Here is a 20,435-nt window from a genome sequence, read left to right as displayed (position 1 = left end):
GTAAGCGATGGCCTAGCGGTCGTTGAGTTCGGCCAGGGGATGCTCGCCTTCCCAGGTCGGCGCGAAGTGCGCCTCGACCACGGCCGCCGGCACGGCGGCGACGTCCGGCCAGTGCCAGCGCGGCTGGTTGTCCTTGTCGATCAGACGGGCGCGCACGCCTTCGGCGAATTCCGGGTAGCGACAGCAGTTCAGACTCATCGCGTATTCCATGCGCAGTACCTCGGCCAGCGACAGGCGTGGCGCGCGCTGCCGCTGTTCCCACACCAGGTGCGCGGTGAGCGGACAGCCGCCGCGCAGGGTGGTGGCAGCACGCGCCAGCAGCGGGTCGCTGTCGTCCGCGAGCGCGGTGAGGGCGTGCCAGGCGGCCGGCAGGTCGGCGACATCCAGCAGGCGGTCGATGCGCTCGCGGCGCGGCAATAGCTCGGCGCTGGGCAAGTGGGCGAGGGCATCGCCCTCCAGGGCCTGCAGCAGGCTGTGCAGCTGCTGCGCCGCCTGTTCACCCCAGTTGAGCTGGGCCAGGCCGTGGAGCAGGGCGTGCTGCTGCTCGTCGAGCAGGAAGCGGTCGGCAAGGCCGAGGTCGAGGGCGTCGCGGGCATTGAGCGCACAGCCGCTCAGGCCCAGGAACAGGCCGAGCCGGCCGGGCAGACGGGAGAGGAACCAGCCGGCACCGACGTCGGGGTACAGGCCGATGCCGATTTCCGGCATGGCCAGGCGGCTGGAGGGGGTGACGATGCGCAGGCCGGCGCTCTGCAGCAGGCCCAGGCCGCCGCCCATCACGTAGCCGTGGCCCCAGCACAGCAGCGGCTTGCGGTAGTGGTGCAGGCGGTGCAGCAGGCGGTATTCGTCGGCGAAGAAGCGCCGCGCCAGCGGCGGCACCTCGCCGGGATGGGCGCGGCTGGCCTCGGCCAGCTGGCGCACGTCGCCGCCGGCGCAGAACGCCTTGTCGCCGCTGCCGCGCAGCACCACGCAGGCGATCCCCGCGTCGTCCTGCCAGGCCTGCAGGCGCTGCTCGAGCGCCTCGAGCATCGACAGGCTCAGGGCGTTGAGACTCTTCTCGGCGTTCAGAGTGGCGATGCCCAGGCGCTGGCCGTGGCAGGCTGGCCGCTCTTCGAAGGTCACGTTCATTGCGGCTCTCCCACGCGCCCGGCGTGTCTCAACGGTTGCGCCACTGCGGATCGCGCTTCTCGAGGAAGGCGTTGACGCCTTCGCGGGTGTCCTCGGCGTCGAACAGGTCGACGAAGCGCTCGCGCTCCTCGGCCAGCCAACTGCTCGGTCCGCGCTGGCGCGCGCCCTGGATCAGCGGCTTGATCGCGCGCACCGCCACCGGGCTCTGGCGGCCGACCCGGGCGGCGAGCAGCAGGGCATGGCCGCGCGCCTCGCCGCTGTCCACCACCTGCTCGACCAGACCGATGCGCAGCGCGGTTTCGGCATCGACCCGCTCGCCGCAGAGAATCATGCGCTTGGCCCAGCCTTCGCCGACCAGCCAGGACAGGTGTTGGGTGCCGCCGGCGCAGGGCAGCAGGCCGACGCCGGCCTCGGGCAGGGCCATCTGCGCCTCGCGTTCGGCGATGCGCAGGTCGCAGGCCAGCGCGCATTCCAGGCCGCCGCCCATGGCGTAGCCGTTGATCGCGGCGATGCTCACGCCGCGAAAGTCGCGCAGTGCCTCGAAGGCCTCGCCGAACAGGCGCGCCATGCTGCGCGCGCGGGCCTTGTCGCCGTCGGCGAACAGCTTGAGGTCGGCGCCGGCGCTGAAGAACTTGCCGCCCTGGCCGGTGATCACCAGGGCGTAGATGTCGTCGTCGTGGTTGAGGTGCTCGACCAGCTGGCGCAGACCGATCAGCGAGTCGCGGTCCCAGGTGTTGGCCGGCGGATTGTTGATGGTGACCAGCGCGGTGTGGCCGTGCTTTTCCACGGTCAGCTTGTGGGTCAGGTCGAAGGGGGCGGACTTGTAGGGTTCGACGGCGTTGCTCATGACGGTCCTCGGGCTTCAGGCGGGTGGCCAGCTCTGCCGGAGTTGCCAGGCGTGCCCACCCGGCAGGCGGATGCTCGGTCTGGTGCGTCACTGGAAGCCCGCGCGTCGCTCGCTGGAGCGGCGGCGCGGGCCGCCGGGATGAACTTCTTTTAGCCGTCCCGGCCGCGGCTTGTCCAGCCCCGGCCGGGAGGAGGGGGTTACTGCAGTTGCGGCGGCTGGCCGGCGGCGGTGCGTTCCTGCTTCCATTCGTCCAGGGTCGGGGCGGCCAGGGAGCCGTCCAGACGACCGACGATCTCGAAGTAGTCCTGCTTGGAGCGGTCCTTCATGATCTCGTCGCGGGTCTTCACCTTCACCGCGTACACGGTCTGCACGTTCTGGTGGTCGAAGCTGCGCCACTCCTGCGGGCCCTTGAGCAGCTGGTACTTGTGGCCCTCCAGGCTCTTGATCAGCTTCTCGCTGTCCAGGCTGCCGGCGCGCTCGGCGGCGTCGGCCCACTGGTGGACGATGCTGTAGGCCGAGGCGGCCGAGCTCGACGGCATCAGCTCGTAGCGGGCACCGTAGTTCTTGACGAAGGCCATGCCCGCTTCGGATTTCTCCAGCTCCGGCACGCGCCAGGTCCACGGCTCGGTGCCGATCACGCCTTCCATCAGACCGGGACCGGCCTGTTCGACGATGCTCTGGGTCAGGTTGGGCGCGACGATCTGCATGCGCTTGGTCAGGCCCAGATCCTCGGCGATGCGCATGGCATTCACCAGGTCGTCGCCGAACAGCACCAGCGCCAGCACGTTGGCATCGCTGCTGGCGGCCTGGGTCAGCGCGTCGCGATAGTCGGCCATGCGGGCGCCCGGGAAGGGCACCTTGAGACCGGGGTTGGCCTTGGCGTCGGTGGTGCCGGTGGTCTGGCGCAGCGAGCTTTCGCTGGTGTGGCCCCAGGTGTAGTCGGCGGTCACGTAGAAGTAGCGCTTGTTCGGCAGGGTCTTGGCCAGGTACTGGCCGAGCACACGGGCGCTCATCCACGCGCTGTTGCACTCGCGGAACATGTAGCGGTGGCCGTTCTTGCCGGTGGTGTCGTTGGAGTAGGTGAGGGTGCCGAAGTACAGCACACCGAGTTCCTTGGCTCGCTTGCTGGCGGCGATCGCCACGGCGCTGGAGGCGCCGCCGAACAGCATGGCGGCGCCTTCGTTGACCATGCGCTCGACGTTGTTCACGGCCTTTTCCGGGCGTGACGCGGTGTCGCGGCTGATCAGGCGCAGCGGTCGGCCGAGGACGCCGCCCTGGGCGTTGATCTCGTCGACCGCGAGCAGGGCGCCGCGCATCTGCGCGAGGCCTTCTTCCTTGTAGCTGCCGGTCCGCGGGTAGTTGAGCCCGAGGGTGATGGGGTCGGCAGCACTGACGGTGGTGCAGAATCCGGCCCACAGGGCTAGAGCAGTAAGAGTGCGCTTCATGGGGCCTCCTGGTCGTTGTTATGTTTGCCCAAGCCTGTTGTACGCGGCGGCGTCTAAAACGGGCATTAGCTCTTGGTCTACCGGGAGGTCGGCGGTTTTCGTGATAAGCGTCACATACGTGGCGGGTTGCCTGTGCGGGGTGAAAATCCTGTGCTACGCGCCCCCGGCGGTGGCCGGGGGCGGCGGTCGGTCGGGCTTTACTCGAGGGTCAGGCTGTCGCGCTCCTGTTCCCAGTCGTCCATCGACACCGCGGCCTGCTCGCCCTGCATGCGGTGGATGACCTCGAAGTAGTCCTGTTTCAGCGGGTCCTTCATGATCTCCTCGCGCGGGCGCACACGCACGGCGTAGACGTCCTGCACATTCTGGTGGTCGAAGGCGCGCCACTCCTGCGGGCCCTTGAGCAGCTGGTAGCGGTGGCCTTCGAGCGCGCGGATCACCGCCTCGCTGTCACTGCTGCCGGCGCGCTTCACGGCCTCGGCCCACTCGCGGACGATGGCGTAGGTGGAAGCGGCGGTACTGCCCGGATATTCCTGGTTCTCCGCGACGAACTCGCGGATGAAGTCCTGGCCGGCGGCGCTCTTCTCCAGCTGCGCGCTTTTCAAGGTCCAGGTTTCGGTGCCGATCACCCCGGTCATGATCGACGGGCCGATCTGCTCGACCAGCGGCTTGGAAAGGTGCGGGATGATGATCTGCAGGCGGCGGTTGAGGCCCTGCTGGTCGACCAGGCTCATGATCTGCACCAGGTCGTTGCCGAGCAGGTTGAGCACCAGGACCTCCGCTCCGCTCTTCTCCGCCGCTTCCAGGGCGGCGCGCATGTCGGCCAGACGGGCAGCGCTGGGGGCCAGGCTGCGCCGGCCGTGGCGCGCCTTGTCCTGGGTGGAGGTGCTTTCGCGCAGGGCGCTTTCCATGCTGCGGCCCCAGGCGTCGTCGCGGGTGATGTGGAAGTAGCTGCGGCGCGGCTGGTGGATGGCCAGGTATTCGCCGAGCACCCGTGCGCTCATCCGTGCGCTGCCGGACTCGCGGAACAGGTAGCGATGGCCATACTGTCCGGTGACTTCGTTGGCGTAGGCGAGGGTGGCGAAGTACAGCAGGCCGAGCTCGCGGGCGCGCTGGCTGGCGGCGATCACTTCCTCGCTGGTGGCGCCGCCGAAGACCATCGCCACCCCCTTGGCCTGCAGGCGGTCGACATTGCGCACCGCGGTTTCCGCCCGCGAGGCGCTGTTGGCGGTTTCCAGCTGCAGCGGACGACCGAGCACGCCGCCGTGGGCGTTGATCTGCTCGATGGCCAGCAGGGCGCCGCGCATCTGCTCCAGGCCCTCGGCCTTGTCGTTGCCGGTGCGCGGGTAGTTGAGGCCGATCTTCAGGGGCTCGGCGGCCGGGGCGGCGTGGACGGCGAAGGCTGCGAGCAGCAGGCTGAGGCAGGCGAGTCGGCGCATGGACACCTTTCCTTGTGGCAGGGGGGAGCCGGAGTTGTACCCTTCGCCCGGCGGGGCGCCCATGCGCTTTTGCGGTGGGCCGGGGGCGACTTGGGTCGTCATCCGGGTGGCCTGCTACCCGCATCCTTGGTCGCGCCTTGACTTGCCGGAACGCCCTCTCTAGGGTGCCGCTTTGTTTCGCTCACAGGGGGCTCCATGAGCACCGCGCAGAATCGCATCAAACTCGAACCGGGCTGGAAGGCGGCCCTGCACGCGGAATTCGAGCAGCCCTACATGCAGGCGCTCAGCGAGTTCCTGCGCAGCGAGAAGGCGGCCGGCAAGCAGATCTTTCCGCCCGGCGGGCTGATCTTCCACGCGCTTGACTCCACGCCGCTGGAACGGGTCAAGGTGGTGATCATCGGCCAGGACCCCTACCACGGTCCCGGGCAGGCCCACGGCCTGTGCTTCTCGGTGCAACCGGGCGTGCCGGTGCCGCCGTCGCTGCAGAACATCTTCAAGGAGCTCAAGCGCGACCTGAACATCGATCCGCCCAACCATGGATCCCTGCAACACTGGGCGGACCAGGGCGTGCTGTTGCTCAACACCTCGCTGACCGTCGAGCAGGGCAAGGCCGGCTCGCACGCCGGGGCCGGCTGGCAACAGTTCACCGACCGGGTGATCGAGGTGGTCAGCCAGCAGCGGCCGCACGTGGTGTTCCTGCTGTGGGGCGCTCATGCGCAGAGCAAGGAGCGCCTGATCGATCCGACCAAGCACCTGATCCTGCGTTCCCCGCATCCCTCGCCGCTGTCCGCGCACCGTGGCTTCATCGGCAACGGCCATTTCAGCCGTACCAACCGCTTCCTCGAGCAGCACGGCCTGGCGCCGATCGACTGGCGTCTGCCGACGGTCTGACTCAGTCGCGGCATACCAGTTCGCCGAGGTCTGCGCTCAGGCTGTCCAGCTGCTCCTGCAGATACGCGCGTTGCGTCGGCGTGGCGCTCGCCCACAGCTCGGCGAGCAGTTCGGCCAGCGATTGCTGGCTGCGCTGCAGCGCCTGCCGGTAGTCCCCATCCCAGTGGCGATCCGGGGCGGCCAGCTGCGGCTCCAGGCGCGCGGCGAGTTCTGCCCGCGGGGTCTGCCGCAACTGCGCCAGCAGGCCCGTCTGCCAGCGGGTGCGATTGTCCAGCCAGGGGCGTACGCCGGCTTCCTGGCGTGCCGCCCACAGGCGCAGGTAGGCGCGCTGCTGCGGATGCAACGGACCCAGCCAGAACTCCAGGCGCGGCTGGGCGACCTCGACGCGCCGTTGCAGGCGTTCGGCCAGGCTGCCGCCCAGGTAGCGCTCGGCGAATTCGGCCCGCTCCTCGGCCAGATTTTCGTCCAGTTCGGCGATCTGTTCGGCGCTGAGACCGGCCAGCAGTTGGGCGGCGTCCGGTGCCAGGCGGGCGAAGGTCGGCTGCAGCAAGGTGCGCGCTTCGCCCAAGGCCGCCTCCAGACGGGCGCTGCTCGGGCTGCCGGCGAGCAGCGGGCGCTGGTGGTCGAGCCAGTCGATGTAGCGCGGCAGCTCGCTCTGGCAGTGCCAGCGCAGGTGCGCGTCCAGCCGTGCGTCCAGCCAGGCGCTCTGCTTGGCGTCGAGGCTCAGGTAGTCGTCCACCTTCCAGGGAATCAGGTAGTCGAGGTTGCGGTAGACCAGCTCCATCCGGCTGCAACCGGCCAGTAGCAGCAGCGCGAGCAGCAGGGCGAGCGATCTGGCGGGAAGGAGAAGGCGGGACATGGGCGCTCCGGCGACAGTCCGATCTGGCTTGAGCATAAGCCAGCGGCGCGCGCCCTGCCGGCGCTCAGCCGTGCGGCGAGCGTTTGTCGGCCAGCGGCGGTGCAGAGGCGCGGCGAGCCGGCTGAGCGGCAGCCCCCGCCGCTGCCCCGCGCTCCCGAGAGCTGCCGCGCGGCTTGGAGTGTGTCTCGACGGGCGATTGTCCTGTAGGGGCGAGTTCAGTCGCCCGGCATGGCCGGGGGGCGAATCAATTCGCTCCTACAGGGATGCGCGTGCGGCAACGTCGTATCGAGCTCTCGAGGCCACACCCGGCTGGATGACTCAACGTTTGGCGTCGCGCTCGTTGTCGATCGTGTAGGGCAGCTCGAGCAACTGCAGCGCCGGGCCCTCCAGGCTGCCGAGGTGCAGGCGGCCGTCTTCGGCGGCATTGTTCTGCAGCACGGCGAGCAGCTCGCTGGCCGCGCCGTCGCGGGCGGCCAGCACCACCTCGCCCACCGCACTGCCGTGCACCGGCGAGAACAGCTCGGCACCGGCGATCGGCAGTTCCCCGCCTTCCAGGCGCAGGCGGTACAGGCGGCGCTTGAGCTGGCCGAGGTACTGCATGCGCGCGACTATTTCCTGGCCGCTGTAGCAGCCCTTCTTGAAGCTGACCCCGCCGAGTGCCTGCAGATTGAGCATCTGCGGAATGAACAGCTCGCGGGTGGCGCCGAACACCTGGCCGACGCCGGCGCGCACCTGGGCGAGCAGCCAGTCGTTGATGCTGCCCTCGGCCAGTTGGGCGGCCAGGCGCTGGCGCAGGTTGGCGGCTTCGCCGGCCGGCGCCCACAATTCGGCGCGGCCGTCGCGCAGGCGCACGGCCAGCAGCTCGCCGTTGCGCGCCACACTGCCGTCGGCGTAGGCCAGGTCCAGGCCGAGGGTGAGCAGGACGCCGTCGCCCTGGCTCAGGCCGAAACGCACCCAGGCCTCGCTGTCATCGGCCAACTGGGCCTTGAAGAACGCCGCGAACTTCTTCAGGTCGGCGAGCTGCGCCTCGATCAGTTCGCGGGCCATGGCCAGCAGGAAGCGCTCGCCCAGCGGGACGATGCGGAAGCTGGAGATCATCCGTCCCTTGGGCGTGCAGCGCGCGCCCAGGCTGCTGGTCTCGGCGTTCAGGTAGTTGAGGTTGCAGGTCAGCTGTCCCTGGAGCAGCTTGGCGGCGTCCGCGCCTGCGACGGCGAGGACTCCTTCATGATCGAGCGGGGTGAAAAAAGCGGTTGCGGACATCGGGTCGGTCGCCGGTGCGAAGGTCGGGACGGCCATCATAGAGCCGCCCGCCGGCCCTTGTCAGCCGGCAGGCTGGCGGCTATCCGGGGCATCGTTATAATGCCGCGATTGCCGAGGAGGCCGAGATGACCGAAGAAAATATCGAACTGAAGCGACTGCAGTGGGAGTGCCGGCGCGGCATGCTGGAGCTGGACGTGCTGTTCAAGCCGTTCCTCGAGGAGGCCTATCCGCAGCTGGAGGTGGCCGACCAGGAGCGCTTCCGCAACCTGCTCAAGTGTGAGGACCCCGACCTGTTCAGCTGGTTCATGGGTTACAGCGTGTCGGAAAACGCCGATCACCAGCGCATGGTTCGCATGATCCTGGACCGTGTCCAGCCCAAGTGAACCCTTCGAGTGCCACTGGCGGCCGTCGCGGCGTCTGCTGGCACTCTACCTCTTCTGCTCGGGGCTGGCGCTGCTGGCTCTGACGCTCGCCGCGCTGCCCCTGTGGGCGCGGATTGCCGGTCTGCTGGCCTGCCTGCTCCACGCCGCCTGGCATCTGCCACGCGCCATCCTGCTCCGTCATCCCGCCAGCTTCACCGCCCTGCGCCACGACGAGCGCGGCTGGCAGCTGCGCAATGCCGCCGAAGGCTGGGTGGCGGTGCAGCTGCGGCCGGGCAGCCTGGCCCTGCCGCAGGCGGTGATCCTGCACTTCCGCCGTCCCGGGCAGCGCTTCGACCGCGGCCTGTGCGTCGCCGCCGACAGCCTGACGCGCGACCAGCACCGCCGCCTGCGCGTGCGCCTGAAGTTCGCCCGGCGACGCTGGGCGGCGGTGGATGAGGTGGAGCCGGCTTGAGCGGGATGCTCAGGCCGGGTGATAGCAGGGCGGGATGAGGATGGTGTCCAGCGGCTTTTCCAGCTGGCCGGGGTAGTCGAGGGTGTAATGCAGGCCGCGGCTCTCGCGGCGCAGCATGGCCGAGCGGATCATCAGGTCGGCGACCAGCGCCAGGTTGCGCAGCTCGATCAGGTCGCGACTGACCTTGTAGTTGCTGTAGAACTCGTCGATCTCGCTGAGCAGCAGGCGCACGCGGTGCTGGGCGCGCTGCAGGCGCTTGCTGGTTCGCACGATGCCGACGTAGTCCCACATGAAGCGCCGCAGTTCGTCCCAGTTGTGCGCGATGATCACGTCCTCGTCGGAGTCGGTGACCTGACTGGCGTCCCAGGTCGGCAACTGGCCGGGCATGGCCACCTCCTGCAGCTGGCCGGCGATGTCGGCGGCCGCCGAGAGGGCGTAGACGAAGCATTCGAGCAGCGAGTTGCTGGCCAGGCGGTTGGCGCCGTGCAGACCGGTGAAGCTGGTCTCGCCGATGGCATACAGGCCGGGCACGTCGGTCTGGCCGCGGCTGTCGACCAGTACGCCGCCGCAGGTGTAGTGTGCGGCCGGCACCACCGGGATCGGCTGGTGGGTGATGTCGATGCCGTATGCCAGGCAGCGCTCGTAGACGGTGGGGAAGTGCGCCTTGATGAATTCGGCCGGCTTGTGGCTGATGTCGAGGTACACGCAGTCGATGCCGAGGCGCTTCATCTCGTGGTCGATGGCGCGCGCGACTATGTCGCGCGGCGCCAGTTCGCCGCGCGGGTCGAAGCGGTCCATGAAGCGCTCGCCGCTCGGCAGCCGGAGCAGGCCGCCCTCGCCACGCACCGCCTCGGTGATCAGGAAGTTCTTCGCCTGCGGGTGGTACAGGCAGGTCGGGTGGAACTGGTTGAACTCCAGATTGCCGACCCGGCAGCCGGCACGCCACGCCATGGCGATGCCGTCGCCACAGGCGCCGTCGGGGTTGCTGGTGTACAGATAGACCTTGGCGGCACCGCCGGTGGCCAACACCACGAAGCGCGCGCGGTAGGTGTCGACCTCGCCGCTCTGGCGGTTCAGCACGTAGGCGCCGAGGCAGCGCCGTCCGGGGCCGCCGAGCTTGTGTTCGGTGATCAGGTCGACCGCCACGCGGTCTTCGAGCAGCTCGATGTTCGGGCGCCGCCGGGCATGGTCGAGCAGCGTGGTGAAGATGGCTGCGCCGGTGGCGTCGGCGGCGTGGATGATGCGTCGATGGCTGTGGCCACCCTCGCGGGTCAGGTGGAAGGCGAAACCGCGCTCGCCGTCCTGATGTTCGGCATCGGGGGTGAAGGGCACGCCCTGGTCGATCAGCCACTGGATCGCCGCGCGGCTATGCTCGACGGTGAAGCGCACGGCATCCTCGCGGCACAGGCCGGCACCGGCGACCAGGGTGTCATGCACGTGCGACTCGATGTTGTCGCCATCGTCCAGCACGGCGGCCACGCCGCCTTGGGCGCGCGGGGTCGAACCGCCGTCCAGTGGTCCCTTGCTCAGCACGGCCACACGCAGGTGCGCAGGCAGGTTGAGGGCGAGGGACAGGCCGGCGCCGCCGCTGCCGATGACCAGTACGTCATGCTGATAGTGTTGGCTCATGTACACCGTTCCGCGGTAAACAGCGCCCTAGTATATAGAAGGGCCTGCCGGCACAATACAGCGGAACTTTGACCATCATCTGCGTTCTCACTCGGGTTGCCCAGGAGGCAAGCCGGCCCGCGTGTCACACTCTTCAGTGCCATGCGTCTGTGGCGAAGCAGATCCACCGTCGGCCGCCCAGCGCAGCCGACATGACTTGCAAACCCCGGTCTCGACGACTCGGGGAAAAGCATCCCGCAGAGACGAACTTTAGCGCCGTGCCGAAGTCTATTTAAGCAGACCGGTACTTGGGCGCCTCGTACTCTCCGGGCGTTGGAAGGAGCATGAATGCAAACCCAGGAACCGGATCAGCAGCTGGTTGAGCGGGTCCAGCGTGGCGATAAGCGCGCGTTCGATCTGCTGGTGCTCAAGTATCAGCACAAGATCCTCGGACTGATCGTGCGCTTCGTGCACGATCCCCAGGAAGCTCAGGATGTGGCGCAGGAGGCCTTCATCAAGGCCTATCGTGCATTAACCAATTTCCGCGGTGATAGCGCCTTCTATACCTGGCTCTACCGCATCGCCGTGAACACGGCGAAGAACCATCTGGTGGCCCGTGGTCGGCGTCCGCCGGATATCGATGTCAGTGCCGAGGATGCCGAGTTCGTCGAGGGCGACCATGCCCTCAAGGATATCGAGACACCGGAGCGCGCCTTGCTGCGCGATGAGATCGAGGCCACCGTGCATCGAACCATCCAGCAGCTACCCGACGACCTGCGCACGGCGCTGACCCTGCGCGAGTTCGAGGGACTGAGTTACGAGGACATTGCCACGGCCATGCAATGTCCAGTGGGGACGGTGCGTTCGCGGATCTTCCGCGCGCGTGAAGCGATCGACAAGGCGTTGCAGCCGCTGCTGCAGGAAGCCTGAAACCTGGCGCAAGCCAAGAGAGGAAAACCATGAACCGTGTAGTGCTGGACGAGTCGCTGTCCGCCGTCATGGACGGCGAAGCCGATGAGCTGGAACTGCGTCGCGTGCTCGCGGCGGCCGGCGAGGATCCGGCGCTGCGCGAGCGCTGGGCGCGCTTGCAGCTGGCCCGTGACGTGATGCATAAACAGGCCGTGCTGCCGGGCCTGGACCTGGCTTCCGCCGTGTCCGCCGCCATCGCCGCCGAGGCAGAGCCAGCGCCGGCGCAGCCGGCGGCCTCTTCGGGCTGGCGGCAGCTCGGGCGGCTGGCCGTGGCTGCCTCGGTGACCCTCGCCGTGCTGGCCGGGGTACGCTTCTACAACAGTCAGGACGACGCCGCGCCCCAGCTGGCTCAGCAGCCGGCGGCGGTTCAGCAGCCGCAGCCGACCCTGCCGGCGATGGCGGTGCCGCAGGGACCGGCGGTGCTGGCCAGCTTCCCGGCCGAAGAGGCTCCGACCGAGCCCGCCCAGCCCGCTCAGGCGGACGACCTGCTGCGTGCCGTGCCGGCCGACGCCGCCGCGCCGGCGACCGTTGACGAGGCTCCGGCCCGTTAAGCGCGCATGGTCGAAGAGCAGGGGCGGGTCGTTGCCGTCGAGGAAGGTGCGGTATGGGTGGAAACCCTGCGGCGCAGCACCTGCAACGGCTGCTCGGCAAGTTCCGGCTGCGGCCAGGGACTGATGGAGAAGCTGGGAGTGGGGCAGCGCCGTGGTTACGTGCGCGCCCTGACCGACCTGCAACTGGCAGTGGGCGACGGGGTGACCATCGGCATCCGCGAGGATCTCGTGCTGGGCAGTGCGCTGCGGGTTTATCTGTTGCCCTTGCTGGGGTTGTTCGCCGGCGCAATGCTGGCAGAGTGGTTGGCACTGGATGAGTCTTTTGTCATTCTCGCGGGCCTCAGTGGATTCTTCGCCGCCTGGTGGCTGGTGCGCTGGCGCAGCCGGCGCCACGAGCACGATCCGGGCTGCCAGCCGGTGGTTCTGCGCGCCGAGCTGGTCATGCGCGGCGAGCCGTTGAGGCGCATTGATCTTCATTGAGCACAGAGGGAGTCGGGGTTCCATGTCTATCGTGAAACGCGCAGTGCTATCGCTGGTCGCCGTGCTGGCGCTGGCCCAGACGCTGGTGGCCAATGCCCAGTTGCCGGAGTTCACCGCGCTGGTCGAGCAGGCTTCGCCGGCAGTGGTGAACATCAGTACCCGACAGATCATCGCTACCCCGGCTGCCGGGGTGCAGCAGATGCCGGATCTGGAAGGCCTGCCGCCGATGTTCCGCGAATTCTTCGAGCGCAGCATTCCGCAATTGCCCCAGCAGGCACCGCGCCAGCGCGAGGCGCAGTCGCTGGGGTCGGGATTCATCATTTCCGCCGACGGCTACGTGCTGACCAACAACCACGTGGTCGCCGACGCCGACGAGATCGTCGTGCGCCTGTCCGACCGCAGCGAGCTGCCGGCCAAGCTGGTCGGGGCCGATCCGCGCACCGACGTGGCCCTGCTCAAGGTCGAGGGCAGCAACCTGCCGACCGTCCAGCTCGGCAAGTCCGATGCGCTCAAGGTTGGTGAGTGGGTGGTGGCCATCGGCTCGCCGTTCGGTTTCGATCACTCGGTGACCGCCGGGATCGTCAGCGCCAAGGGGCGCAGCCTGCCGGACGAGAACTATGTGCCGTTCATCCAGACCGACGTGGCGATCAACCCGGGCAACTCCGGTGGCCCGCTGTTCAACCTGGGCGGCGAGGTGGTCGGCATCAACTCGCAGATCTTCACGCGTTCCGGTGGCTTCATGGGCCTGTCGTTCGCGATTCCCATCGACGTGGCGATGAACGTGGCCGAACAGCTCAAGAGCGAGGGCAAGGTCAGCCGCGGCTGGCTCGGCGTGGTGATCCAGGAAGTGAACAAGGATCTGGCCGAGACCTTCGGCCTGGACAAGCCGGCCGGTGCCCTGGTGGCCCAGGTGCTGGAGAACGGCCCTGCGGCCAAGGGCGGTTTGCAGGTGGGCGACGTGATCCTCTCCCTCGATGGTCAGCCGATTCAGGTTTCGGCCGACCTGCCCCACTTGGTCGGTACTCTGAAGCCGGGCACCGAGGTAACCCTGGATGTGGTGCGCAACGGCGAGCGCAAGAAGCTCGAGCTGGCGGTCGGTGCCCTGCCGGAGGACGGCGAGGCGGTCGCCGCCGCTGGCAAAAAAGGCGCGGAGCGCAGCAGCAATCGCCTGGGGGTTACCGTGGTCGACCTCGCTGCGGATCAGAAACAGGCTCTGGAGCTGAATGGCGGCGCACTGATCCGCGAGGTGCAGGACGGGGGGCCGGCGGCGCTCATTGGCCTGCGTCCGGGTGATGTGATCACCCACCTGAACAATGAGTCGATCGATTCGGCCAAGACCTTCAGCAAGGTGGCCGAGGCGCTACCGAAGAATCGCAGCGTATCGATGCGCGTGCTGCGTCAGGGGCGGGCCAGCTTCATCACCTTCAAGCTGGCCGAATAAGGGGCGTAGCGGTGGACGGGGGACGAGCGATTCGTCCCCTTGTCGTTTCTGTTGGGGGAGTTGGCCGAGCCGTGGTGACGCCTGCCCGGGCGATCAGGTAAACTTCCCGGCTATTTTCGGCGGGCCAGGCCCGCGCTCCCTTCGAGTGTTGAGCCCGTGAGTGATCTGAGTCATATCCGCAACTTCTCCATCATCGCCCACATCGACCATGGCAAGTCGACCCTGGCCGACCGCTTCATCCAGATCTGCGGCGGTCTGTCCGACCGCGAGATGGAGGCCCAGGTGCTCGACTCGATGGACCTCGAGCGCGAGCGCGGCATCACCATCAAGGCGCACAGTGTGACCCTGCACTACAAGGCGCAGAACGGCCAGACCTACCAGCTGAATTTCATCGATACCCCCGGCCACGTCGACTTCACCTACGAGGTCAGCCGCTCGCTGGCGGCCTGCGAGGGCGCCCTGCTGGTGGTGGACGCCGGCCAGGGCGTCGAGGCGCAGTCGGTGGCCAACTGCTACACCGCCATCGAGCAGGGTCTCGAGGTGATGCCGGTGCTGAACAAGATGGACCTGCCCCAGGCCGAGCCGGAGCGGGTCAAGGAAGAGATCGAGCACGTCATCGGTATCGACGCCACCGACGCCGTGGCCTGCAGCGCCAAGAGCGGCATGGGCGTGGTCGACGTGCTCGAGCGCCTGGTCTCGGTGATCCCGGCGCCGGAAGGCGAGATCGACGCGCCGCTGCAGGCGCTGATCATCGATTCCTGGTTCGACAACTACCTGGGCGTGGTCTCGCTGGTGCGGGTGCGCCACGGTCGCGTCAAGAAGGGCGACAAGATCCTCGTCAAGTCCACCGGCAAGGTTCACCAGGTCGACAGCGTCGGCGTGTTCACTCCCAAGCACACCGCCACCGAAGACCTCAAGGCGGGTGAGGTGGGCTTCATCGTCGCCGGCATCAAGGACATCCAGGGCGCTCCGGTGGGCGATACCCTGACGCTGTCCAATACCCCCGATGTCGATGTGCTGCCTGGCTTCAAACGGGTCAAGCCGCAGGTCTACGCCGGCCTCTTCCCGGTCAGCTCCGACGACTTCGAGGATTTCCGCGACGCGCTGGAGAAGCTGACGCTCAACGACGCCGCGCTGCAGTACGAGCCGGAAAGCTCCGATGCACTGGGCTTCGGCTTCCGCATCGGCTTCCTCGGCATGCTGCACATGGAGATCATCCAGGAGCGTCTGGAGCGCGAGTACGATCTGGACCTGATCACCACCGCGCCGACCGTGGTGTTCGAGGTGGTGCTGAAGAACGGCGACATCGTCTACGTCGACAACCCCTCCAAGCTGCCGGACATTTCGTCGATCGCCGAAATGCGCGAGCCGATCTGCCGGGCCAACATCCTGGTTCCCCAGGATCATCTGGGCAGCGTGATCACCCTGTGCATCGAGAAACGTGGTGTGCAGCGCGACATGCACTTCCTCGGTAGCCAGGTGCAGGTCAGCTACGACCTGCCGATGAACGAGGTGGTGATGGACTTCTTCGACCGCCTGAAGTCGGCCAGCCGCGGCTACGCCTCGCTGGACTACGGTTTCGACCGTTTCCAGCCCGCCAACCTGGTGCGTCTGGATGTGCTGATCAACGGCGAACGGGTCGACGCGCTGGCGTTGATCGTCCATCGCGACAATGCGGCCTACAAGGGCCGTCAGCTGGTGGAGAAGATGAAGGAACTGATCCCGCGGCAGATGTTCGACGTCGCGATTCAGGCGGCCATCGGTGGGCAGGTGGTGGCCCGCTCGACGGTCAAGGCACTCAGGAAGAACGTGCTGGCCAAGTGCTACGGCGGCGACGTCAGCCGCAAGAAGAAGCTGCTGGAGAAGCAGAAGGCCGGCAAGAAAAGGATGAAGCAGGTCGGCAGCGTGGAGATCCCACAGGAAGCCTTCCTCGCCGTGCTCAAGGTGGACAGCTGAGGACATGACTCTGAACTTCCCGTTGCTGCTGGTGATCGCCGTTGCGGTGTGCGGCGTGCTGGCGCTGATCGATCTCCTGTATCTCGCCCCGCGCCGTCGCGCGGCAATCGCCTCCTACCAGGGCAACGTCAACCAGGCCGATCCGCAGGTGCTGCAGCGGTTGGCGCGCGAGCCGGTGCTGGTGGAGTATGGCAAGTCGTTCTTCCCGGTCCTGGCATTGGTACTGGTGCTGCGCTCCTTCCTGGTCGAGCCGTTCCAGATTCCCTCCGGGTCGATGAAGCCGACCCTCGAGGTGGGCGACTTCATCCTGGTCAACAAGTTTTCCTACGGTATCCGTCTCCCGGTGGTGGACAGCAAGGTCATCGAGATTGGCGACCCGCAGCGCGGCGATGTGATGGTGTTCCGCTATCCGAGCGAGCCCAGCGTGAACTACATCAAGCGGGTGGTTGGCCTGCCGGGCGATCATGTGCGCTACAGCAGCGACAAGCGTCTGTTCGTCAACGGCCAGCCGGTGGCCGAGCAACTGCTCGGCGACGAACCGGGCAGCCTCGGCAGTGCGCGCCTGTTCAGCGAGAAGCTGGGCGAGGTCGAGCACTTGATCCGCAAGGAAATGCACCGCTACCGTATCGAACCGAACCGCGAGTGGGTGGTGCCCGCCGGGCACTACTTCATGATGGGCGACAACCGCGACAACTCCAACGACAGCCGTTATTGGGACGATCCGGCGATTCCCGTCGAGCTGCATGGCATGGTTCCTGACCGCAACATCGTCGGCAAGGCATTCGCCGTGTGGATGAGCTGGCCTGCGCCCAAGCTCGGCCACCTGCCGACCTTCGAGCGTGTCGGGCTGATCCATTGATGCGCTGAACAGTCCACGGAGACGAGGTCGATCATGAAATTTGCACGTTCGCAGCAAGGGTTGTCGATGCTGAGCTGGCTGGTGGTACTGGCCGTGGTGGCCTTCCTGGCCAGTACTGCGTTCAAGGTCCTCCCGCACTACTTCGACTTCTTCGCGTTGCAGAAGAGCATTACGGGCGTCGAAAATGAAAAAGCCCTGGACCTTCGCACGCCCGGCGAATTCTTCTCGCACATTGAGCGTGCAACTCAGGTTAACAACATCCGTGATCTCGACCTGCGCAAGGTGATGGACGTGCGCATGGAGAGCAACGAGTTCCTTGTCCATCTCAGCTACGAGAAGCGCGAGCCGCTGATCGAGAACCTTGACCTGGTCGTGCACTTCGACCGCGAATACCGTGTCAGAGCCCCGTGAGCAATCCGCTTGATCGACTCGAGCGTCAGCTCGGCTACAAATTCCAGGACCAGGGTCTGATGATCCTGGCCCTGACCCACAGAAGCTTCGCCGGCCGCAACAACGAGCGGCTGGAATTCCTCGGTGATGCCATCCTCAACTTCGTGGTCGGCGAGGCGCTGTTCAAGCGCTTTCCCCAGGCCCGCGAAGGTCAGCTGTCGCGCTTGCGCGCGCGGCTGGTGAAGGGCGAGACCCTGGCCCGGCTGGCCCGCGTGTTCGACCTCGGCGAATACCTGCGGCTGGGCTCCGGCGAGCTGAAGAGCGGCGGTTTCCGTCGCGAATCCATCCTCGCCGATGCCACCGAGGCGCTCATCGGCGCCATCTACCTCGACGCCGGCATGGATACCGCGCGCGACCGCGTGCTCGCCTGGCTGGATCCGTACTTCGACGAGCTGACGCTGGTCGACACCAACAAGGATCCGAAAACCCGCCTGCAGGAGTTCCTGCAATCGCGCGCCTGCGAACTGCCGCGCTACGATGTGGTGGACATCCAGGGCGAGCCGCATTGCCGGACTTTCTTCGTCGAATGCGAGATTGCCCTGCTCAATGAAAAGACCCGGGGTCAGGGTGCCAGCCGGCGCATCGCCGAACAGGTGGCGGCCGCAGCGGCACTGGTGGCTCTGGGCGTGGAGAATGGCAATGACTGAATCCCAGGTGAGCCGCTGTGGCTATGTGGCCATCGTCGGCCGGCCGAACGTCGGCAAGTCGACCCTGCTCAACCACATCCTCGGCCAGAAGCTGGCGATCACCTCGCGCAAGCCGCAGACCACCCGGCACACCCTGCTCGGCATCAAGACCGAGGGGGCGGTACAGGCGATCTACGTCGATACCCCCGGCATGCACAAGGACAACGACAAGGCACTCAACCGCTACATGAACCGCAGCGCCAGCGCGGCGCTCAAGGACGTCGACGTGGTGCTCTTCGTCGTCGACCGCACGCGCTGGACCGACGAGGACCAGATGGTGCTCGACCGGGTCAAGTTCGTGACCTGTCCGGTGCTGCTGGTGGTGAACAAAATCGACCGCCTGGAGGACAAGGGCGAGCTGCTGCCGCATTTCCAGTGGTTGACCGAGCAATTGCCCAACGCGGAGATCGTGCCGATCTCCGCCCAGCATGGGCAGAACCTGGAAACCCTCGAGCGCCTGGTCGGCGAGCGCCTGCCCGAGGGCGAACACTTCTTCGAGGAAGACCAACTCACCGACCGCAGCTCGCGCTTCCTGGCCGCCGAACTGGTGCGCGAGAAGGTGATGCGTCAGCTCGGCGCCGAGGTGCCCTATCAGGTCACCGTGGAGATCGAGCAGTTCCAGCAACAGGGCCGCATCCTGCATATCCACGCGCTGATTCTGGTCGAGCGGGACGGGCAAAAGAAGATCATCATCGGCGACAAGGGCGAGCGCATCAAACGTATCGGCCAGGACGCCCGCCGCGACATGGAAGAGCTGTTCGGCAGCAAGGTGATGCTCAATCTTTGGGTCAAGGTGAAGAGCGGCTGGTCCGACGACGAGCGCGCCCTGCGCTCGCTCGGTTATGGCGATAGCTGACTGATCGCGCGCTGGCCGGATCTCAGGTCCGCCCGGCGCACGTCGGTGATCGGCCATGTCGCTCCACGGTTGGCCCCTTCCGCTTCCCGCGAGCGTCTCTGCAGGTGTCCAACCCATGTCTTCCCGCCAGGCCTTCGTCCTGCATTCCCGTCCCTACAAGGAAACCAGCGCTCTGGTGGATTTCCTCACCGCCGAGGGGCGCCTGCGCGCGGTGCTACGGGCGGCGCGCGGCAAGGCGGGCAGTCTGGCGCGCCCGTTCCTGCCCCTGGAGCTGGAGCTGCGTGGGCATGGCGAGCTGAAGACCGTCGCCCGTCTGGAGGCGCTCGGCATTCCCCATCTGCTGACCGGCGAGGCCCTGTTCAGCGGCCTTTATCTCAACGAGCTGCTGGTTCGCCTGCTGCCGGCCGAGGTCCCGCATCCCGCCCTGTTCGATCACTATGCCGCCACCCTGGCCGCGCTGGCGGCCGGCTGCCCGCTGGAGCCGCTGCTGCGTGCCTTTGAATGGCGGCTGCTGGACGATCTGGGCTATGGTTTCGCTCTCGATCGCGACTGCCAGGGGCAGCCGGTCGATCCCGCGGCGCTGTACCAGTGGTTGCCCGAGGATGGTTTCCAGCCGGTTGGCCAGTTGCAACCCGGGTTGTTCCACGGCCGCGAGCTGCTCGCCCTGGCCCAGGCCGACTGGGCGGCGCCCGGTGCCCTGGCTGCCGCCAAGCGGCTGATGCGCCAGGCGCTGGCGCCACATCTGGGCGGCCGGCCGCTGGTCAGCCGCGAGCTGTTCATCAATCGCAAGGAGTCCCGTCGTGACTGAAGCCAACCGCATCCTGCTGGGTGTCAACATCGACCATATCGCCACCCTGCGCCAGGCCCGCGGCACCCGTTATCCGGACCCGGTGAAGGCGGCGCTGGACGCGGAGGAGGCCGGTGCCGACGGCATCACCGTGCACCTGCGCGAGGACCGCCGGCACATCCAGGATCGCGACGTGCGCCTGCTCGCCGAAGTGCTGCAGACGCGGATGAACTTCGAGATGGGCGTCACCGAGGAAATGCTGGCCTTCGCCGAGCAGATCCGTCCCGCGCACGCCTGCTTCGTGCCCGAGACTCGCCAGGAGCTGACCACCGAGGGCGGCCTCGACGTGCTCGGCCAGGAGTCGCGCATCCGCGCTGCGGTGGAGCGCCTGGCCGCGGTCGGCTGCGAGGTGTCGCTGTTCATCGACGCCGACCCGCGGCAGATCGAAGCCGCCGCGCGTATCGGCGCACCGGCCATCGAGCTGCACACCGGTCGTTATGCCGACGCCCATGGCCCGGCGGAGATGGCCTGCGAGCTGGCGCGCATCCGCGACGGCGTCGAGTGCGGCCTGAGCCATGGCCTGATCGTCAATGCCGGCCACGGGCTGCACTACCACAACGCCGAAGCCGTGGCGGCGATTCGCGGCATCAACGAGCTGAACATCGGCCATGCCATCGTCGCCCACGCGCTGTTCGTCGGCTTCAAGCAGGCGGTGGCGGAGATGAAGGCGCTGATCGTCGCTGCGGCGGCGCGCTGAAGGCTGTCGGTCGGGGTAGGGTGGATGGTCACCCGGTGGAAAGCCGCGGAGTGTTTTCCACCGCGCCCTGATTGGTGGAAAAGAGCTTCGCCCGTTTTCCACCCTACGCTCGCCTTCAACGCCGGAACAGGCTGAGCAGCAGGCTGGCCACGATGCTGATCAGCAGCATCGAGGTAATCGGGATGAATACTTTGTTGCGTTCCGACTCGATGCGGATATCGCCGGGCAGGCGGCCGAACCAGGCGAACAGCCAGGGCGCGAAGTGCAAGGCGATGCCGAGAAGCAGCAGCGTCACACCGAAAATCATCAGCCAGCGGGCCATGTGTCCGCCTCCAGGT

Annotated in this window: 22 protein-coding genes; 14 read left to right on the top strand and 8 right to left on the bottom strand. The window is 67.3% G+C overall.

Annotated elements, in window-relative coordinates; all coding sequences use genetic code 11:
• Positions 1-12: 12 nt before the first annotated feature.
• The 4 genes from LMJ29_RS00375 to LMJ29_RS00360 all read right to left on the bottom strand — a co-directional run bounded on the left by LMJ29_RS00375 (position 13) and on the right by LMJ29_RS00360 (position 4,853).
• Positions 13-1,125 carry an enoyl-CoA hydratase/isomerase family protein gene (locus tag LMJ29_RS00375; protein ID WP_229602795.1) on the bottom strand — a complete coding sequence of 371 codons (1,113 nt, stop codon included), beginning with the start codon at positions 1,123-1,125 and terminating at the stop codon, positions 13-15.
• A gap of 28 nt (positions 1,126-1,153) precedes the next feature.
• Positions 1,154-1,972, bottom strand: a complete 819-nt coding sequence (locus LMJ29_RS00370; protein ID WP_229602794.1) for an enoyl-CoA hydratase — start codon at positions 1,970-1,972, stop codon at positions 1,154-1,156.
• A 197-nt stretch (positions 1,973-2,169) separates the two neighbouring features.
• Complete coding sequence (locus LMJ29_RS00365) at positions 2,170-3,417, bottom strand: ABC transporter substrate-binding protein (protein ID WP_229602793.1); 1,248 nt, start codon at positions 3,415-3,417, stop codon at positions 2,170-2,172.
• Between the two features lie 197 nt (positions 3,418-3,614).
• On the bottom strand, positions 3,615-4,853 hold the full coding sequence (locus LMJ29_RS00360) for an ABC transporter substrate-binding protein (protein ID WP_229602791.1): 1,239 nt from the start codon (positions 4,851-4,853) through the stop codon (positions 3,615-3,617).
• A gap of 195 nt (positions 4,854-5,048) precedes the next feature.
• Between LMJ29_RS00360 and ung the strand changes: the two genes are divergently transcribed.
• Positions 5,049-5,744 carry a uracil-DNA glycosylase gene (ung, locus tag LMJ29_RS00355; protein ID WP_229602790.1) on the top strand — a complete coding sequence of 232 codons (696 nt, stop codon included), beginning with the start codon at positions 5,049-5,051 and terminating at the stop codon, positions 5,742-5,744.
• 1 nt (position 5,745) lies between these two features.
• Here the strand turns inward: ung and LMJ29_RS00350 are convergent, their stop codons facing one another.
• Together LMJ29_RS00350 and ygfZ are read right to left on the bottom strand one after the other, a co-directional pair.
• Positions 5,746-6,603, bottom strand: coding sequence for a DUF6279 family lipoprotein (locus tag LMJ29_RS00350; RefSeq protein ID WP_229602789.1), 858 nt, complete (start codon positions 6,601-6,603; stop codon positions 5,746-5,748).
• 318 nt (positions 6,604-6,921) lie between these two features.
• Entirely contained in the window at positions 6,922-7,863 is a 942-nt protein-coding gene (gene ygfZ / locus LMJ29_RS00345) for a CAF17-like 4Fe-4S cluster assembly/insertion protein YgfZ (protein WP_229602788.1), read from the bottom strand.
• Positions 7,864-7,988: 125 nt separating this feature from the next.
• Here ygfZ and LMJ29_RS00340 point away from each other — a divergent pair, with 125 nt between their 5' ends.
• Together LMJ29_RS00340 and LMJ29_RS00335 are read left to right on the top strand one after the other, a co-directional pair.
• Positions 7,989-8,246 carry an FAD assembly factor SdhE gene (locus LMJ29_RS00340; RefSeq protein WP_229602787.1) on the top strand — a complete coding sequence of 86 codons (258 nt, stop codon included), beginning with the start codon at positions 7,989-7,991 and terminating at the stop codon, positions 8,244-8,246.
• Complete coding sequence (locus LMJ29_RS00335) at positions 8,230-8,697, top strand: protein YgfX (protein WP_229602786.1); 468 nt, start codon at positions 8,230-8,232, stop codon at positions 8,695-8,697. Before LMJ29_RS00340 ends, LMJ29_RS00335 begins: the two co-directional genes overlap by 17 nt.
• 9 nt (positions 8,698-8,706) lie before the next feature.
• On the opposite strand, the gene nadB is transcribed toward LMJ29_RS00335, so the two are convergent.
• The gene (nadB, locus tag LMJ29_RS00330) at positions 8,707-10,326 is read right to left on the bottom strand and encodes an L-aspartate oxidase (RefSeq protein WP_229602785.1); all 1,620 of its coding nucleotides are present in this window, start codon (positions 10,324-10,326) and stop codon (positions 8,707-8,709) included.
• Between the two features lie 327 nt (positions 10,327-10,653).
• Here nadB and rpoE point away from each other — a divergent pair, with 327 nt between their 5' ends.
• From rpoE to pdxJ, 11 genes are all read left to right on the top strand, one after another.
• Positions 10,654-11,235 (top strand): RNA polymerase sigma factor RpoE, encoded by a 582-nt coding sequence (gene rpoE, locus LMJ29_RS00325; RefSeq protein WP_229602784.1) that lies wholly within the window; start codon positions 10,654-10,656, stop codon positions 11,233-11,235.
• 29 nt (positions 11,236-11,264) lie between these two features.
• Positions 11,265-11,825 carry a sigma-E factor negative regulatory protein gene (locus LMJ29_RS00320; protein ID WP_319942203.1) on the top strand — a complete coding sequence of 187 codons (561 nt, stop codon included), beginning with the start codon at positions 11,265-11,267 and terminating at the stop codon, positions 11,823-11,825.
• A gap of 6 nt (positions 11,826-11,831) precedes the next feature.
• A complete protein-coding gene (locus LMJ29_RS00315) occupies positions 11,832-12,305 on the top strand; it encodes a SoxR reducing system RseC family protein (protein ID WP_229602783.1) in 474 nt (157 codons plus the stop codon).
• A gap of 22 nt (positions 12,306-12,327) precedes the next feature.
• Positions 12,328-13,746 carry a DegQ family serine endoprotease gene (locus tag LMJ29_RS00310; protein ID WP_229602781.1) on the top strand — a complete coding sequence of 473 codons (1,419 nt, stop codon included), beginning with the start codon at positions 12,328-12,330 and terminating at the stop codon, positions 13,744-13,746.
• A 156-nt stretch (positions 13,747-13,902) separates the two neighbouring features.
• Positions 13,903-15,702, top strand: a complete 1,800-nt coding sequence (gene lepA / locus LMJ29_RS00305; RefSeq protein WP_229602779.1) for a translation elongation factor 4 — start codon at positions 13,903-13,905, stop codon at positions 15,700-15,702.
• 4 nt (positions 15,703-15,706) lie between these two features.
• On the top strand, positions 15,707-16,561 hold the full coding sequence (lepB, locus tag LMJ29_RS00300) for a signal peptidase I (protein ID WP_229602777.1): 855 nt from the start codon (positions 15,707-15,709) through the stop codon (positions 16,559-16,561).
• 33 nt (positions 16,562-16,594) lie between these two features.
• Positions 16,595-16,972 carry a DUF4845 domain-containing protein gene (locus LMJ29_RS00295; RefSeq protein ID WP_229602775.1) on the top strand — a complete coding sequence of 126 codons (378 nt, stop codon included), beginning with the start codon at positions 16,595-16,597 and terminating at the stop codon, positions 16,970-16,972.
• Complete coding sequence (gene rnc, locus LMJ29_RS00290) at positions 16,969-17,658, top strand: ribonuclease III (protein WP_229602774.1); 690 nt, start codon at positions 16,969-16,971, stop codon at positions 17,656-17,658. The genes LMJ29_RS00295 and rnc overlap by 4 nt, the downstream gene beginning before the upstream one ends.
• Complete coding sequence (gene era / locus LMJ29_RS00285) at positions 17,645-18,553, top strand: GTPase Era (RefSeq protein ID WP_229602773.1); 909 nt, start codon at positions 17,645-17,647, stop codon at positions 18,551-18,553. Before rnc ends, era begins: the two co-directional genes overlap by 14 nt.
• Before the next feature lie 115 nt (positions 18,554-18,668).
• The gene (gene recO, locus LMJ29_RS00280) at positions 18,669-19,361 is read left to right on the top strand and encodes a DNA repair protein RecO (RefSeq protein ID WP_229602771.1); all 693 of its coding nucleotides are present in this window, start codon (positions 18,669-18,671) and stop codon (positions 19,359-19,361) included.
• Entirely contained in the window at positions 19,354-20,097 is a 744-nt protein-coding gene (pdxJ, locus tag LMJ29_RS00275; RefSeq protein WP_229602769.1) for a pyridoxine 5'-phosphate synthase, read from the top strand. Before recO ends, pdxJ begins: the two co-directional genes overlap by 8 nt.
• A 115-nt stretch (positions 20,098-20,212) precedes the next feature.
• Here pdxJ and LMJ29_RS00270 read toward each other — a convergent pair whose 3' ends face one another.
• Positions 20,213-20,419: a DUF2905 domain-containing protein gene (locus LMJ29_RS00270; RefSeq protein WP_229602767.1), complete on the bottom strand. Its 207-nt coding sequence runs from the start codon at positions 20,417-20,419 to the stop codon at positions 20,213-20,215.
• Positions 20,420-20,435: the final 16 nt, after the last annotated feature.

The sequence above is a fragment of the Pseudomonas oryzagri genome, from assembly GCF_020831405.1.
GTDB lineage: Bacteria > Pseudomonadota > Gammaproteobacteria > Pseudomonadales > Pseudomonadaceae > Geopseudomonas > Geopseudomonas oryzagri.
The sequence above is the reverse complement of the archived record's forward strand: the minus strand, read 5'-3'. Positions and strand labels throughout refer to the sequence as shown.

Coding starts and splice junctions, on each gene's coding strand:
- LMJ29_RS00375 (WP_229602795.1), bottom strand. CDS start 1,125: ATGAACGTGACCTTCGAAGAGCGGCCAGCCTGCCACGGCCAGCGCCTG.
- LMJ29_RS00370 (WP_229602794.1), bottom strand. CDS start 1,972: ATGAGCAACGCCGTCGAACCCTACAAGTCCGCCCCCTTCGACCTGACC.
- LMJ29_RS00365 (WP_229602793.1), bottom strand. CDS start 3,417: ATGAAGCGCACTCTTACTGCTCTAGCCCTGTGGGCCGGATTCTGCACC.
- LMJ29_RS00360 (WP_229602791.1), bottom strand. CDS start 4,853: ATGCGCCGACTCGCCTGCCTCAGCCTGCTGCTCGCAGCCTTCGCCGTC.
- ung (WP_229602790.1), top strand. CDS start 5,049: ATGAGCACCGCGCAGAATCGCATCAAACTCGAACCGGGCTGGAAGGCG.
- LMJ29_RS00350 (WP_229602789.1), bottom strand. CDS start 6,603: ATGTCCCGCCTTCTCCTTCCCGCCAGATCGCTCGCCCTGCTGCTCGCG.
- ygfZ (WP_229602788.1), bottom strand. CDS start 7,863: ATGTCCGCAACCGCTTTTTTCACCCCGCTCGATCATGAAGGAGTCCTC.
- LMJ29_RS00340 (WP_229602787.1), top strand. CDS start 7,989: ATGACCGAAGAAAATATCGAACTGAAGCGACTGCAGTGGGAGTGCCGG.
- nadB (WP_229602785.1), bottom strand. CDS start 10,326: ATGAGCCAACACTATCAGCATGACGTACTGGTCATCGGCAGCGGCGGC.
- rpoE (WP_229602784.1), top strand. CDS start 10,654: ATGCAAACCCAGGAACCGGATCAGCAGCTGGTTGAGCGGGTCCAGCGT.
- LMJ29_RS00320 (WP_319942203.1), top strand. CDS start 11,265: ATGAACCGTGTAGTGCTGGACGAGTCGCTGTCCGCCGTCATGGACGGC.
- LMJ29_RS00315 (WP_229602783.1), top strand. CDS start 11,832: ATGGTCGAAGAGCAGGGGCGGGTCGTTGCCGTCGAGGAAGGTGCGGTA.
- LMJ29_RS00310 (WP_229602781.1), top strand. CDS start 12,328: ATGTCTATCGTGAAACGCGCAGTGCTATCGCTGGTCGCCGTGCTGGCG.
- lepB (WP_229602777.1), top strand. CDS start 15,707: ATGACTCTGAACTTCCCGTTGCTGCTGGTGATCGCCGTTGCGGTGTGC.
- LMJ29_RS00295 (WP_229602775.1), top strand. CDS start 16,595: ATGAAATTTGCACGTTCGCAGCAAGGGTTGTCGATGCTGAGCTGGCTG.
- era (WP_229602773.1), top strand. CDS start 17,645: ATGGCAATGACTGAATCCCAGGTGAGCCGCTGTGGCTATGTGGCCATC.
- recO (WP_229602771.1), top strand. CDS start 18,669: ATGTCTTCCCGCCAGGCCTTCGTCCTGCATTCCCGTCCCTACAAGGAA.
- LMJ29_RS00270 (WP_229602767.1), bottom strand. CDS start 20,419: ATGGCCCGCTGGCTGATGATTTTCGGTGTGACGCTGCTGCTTCTCGGC.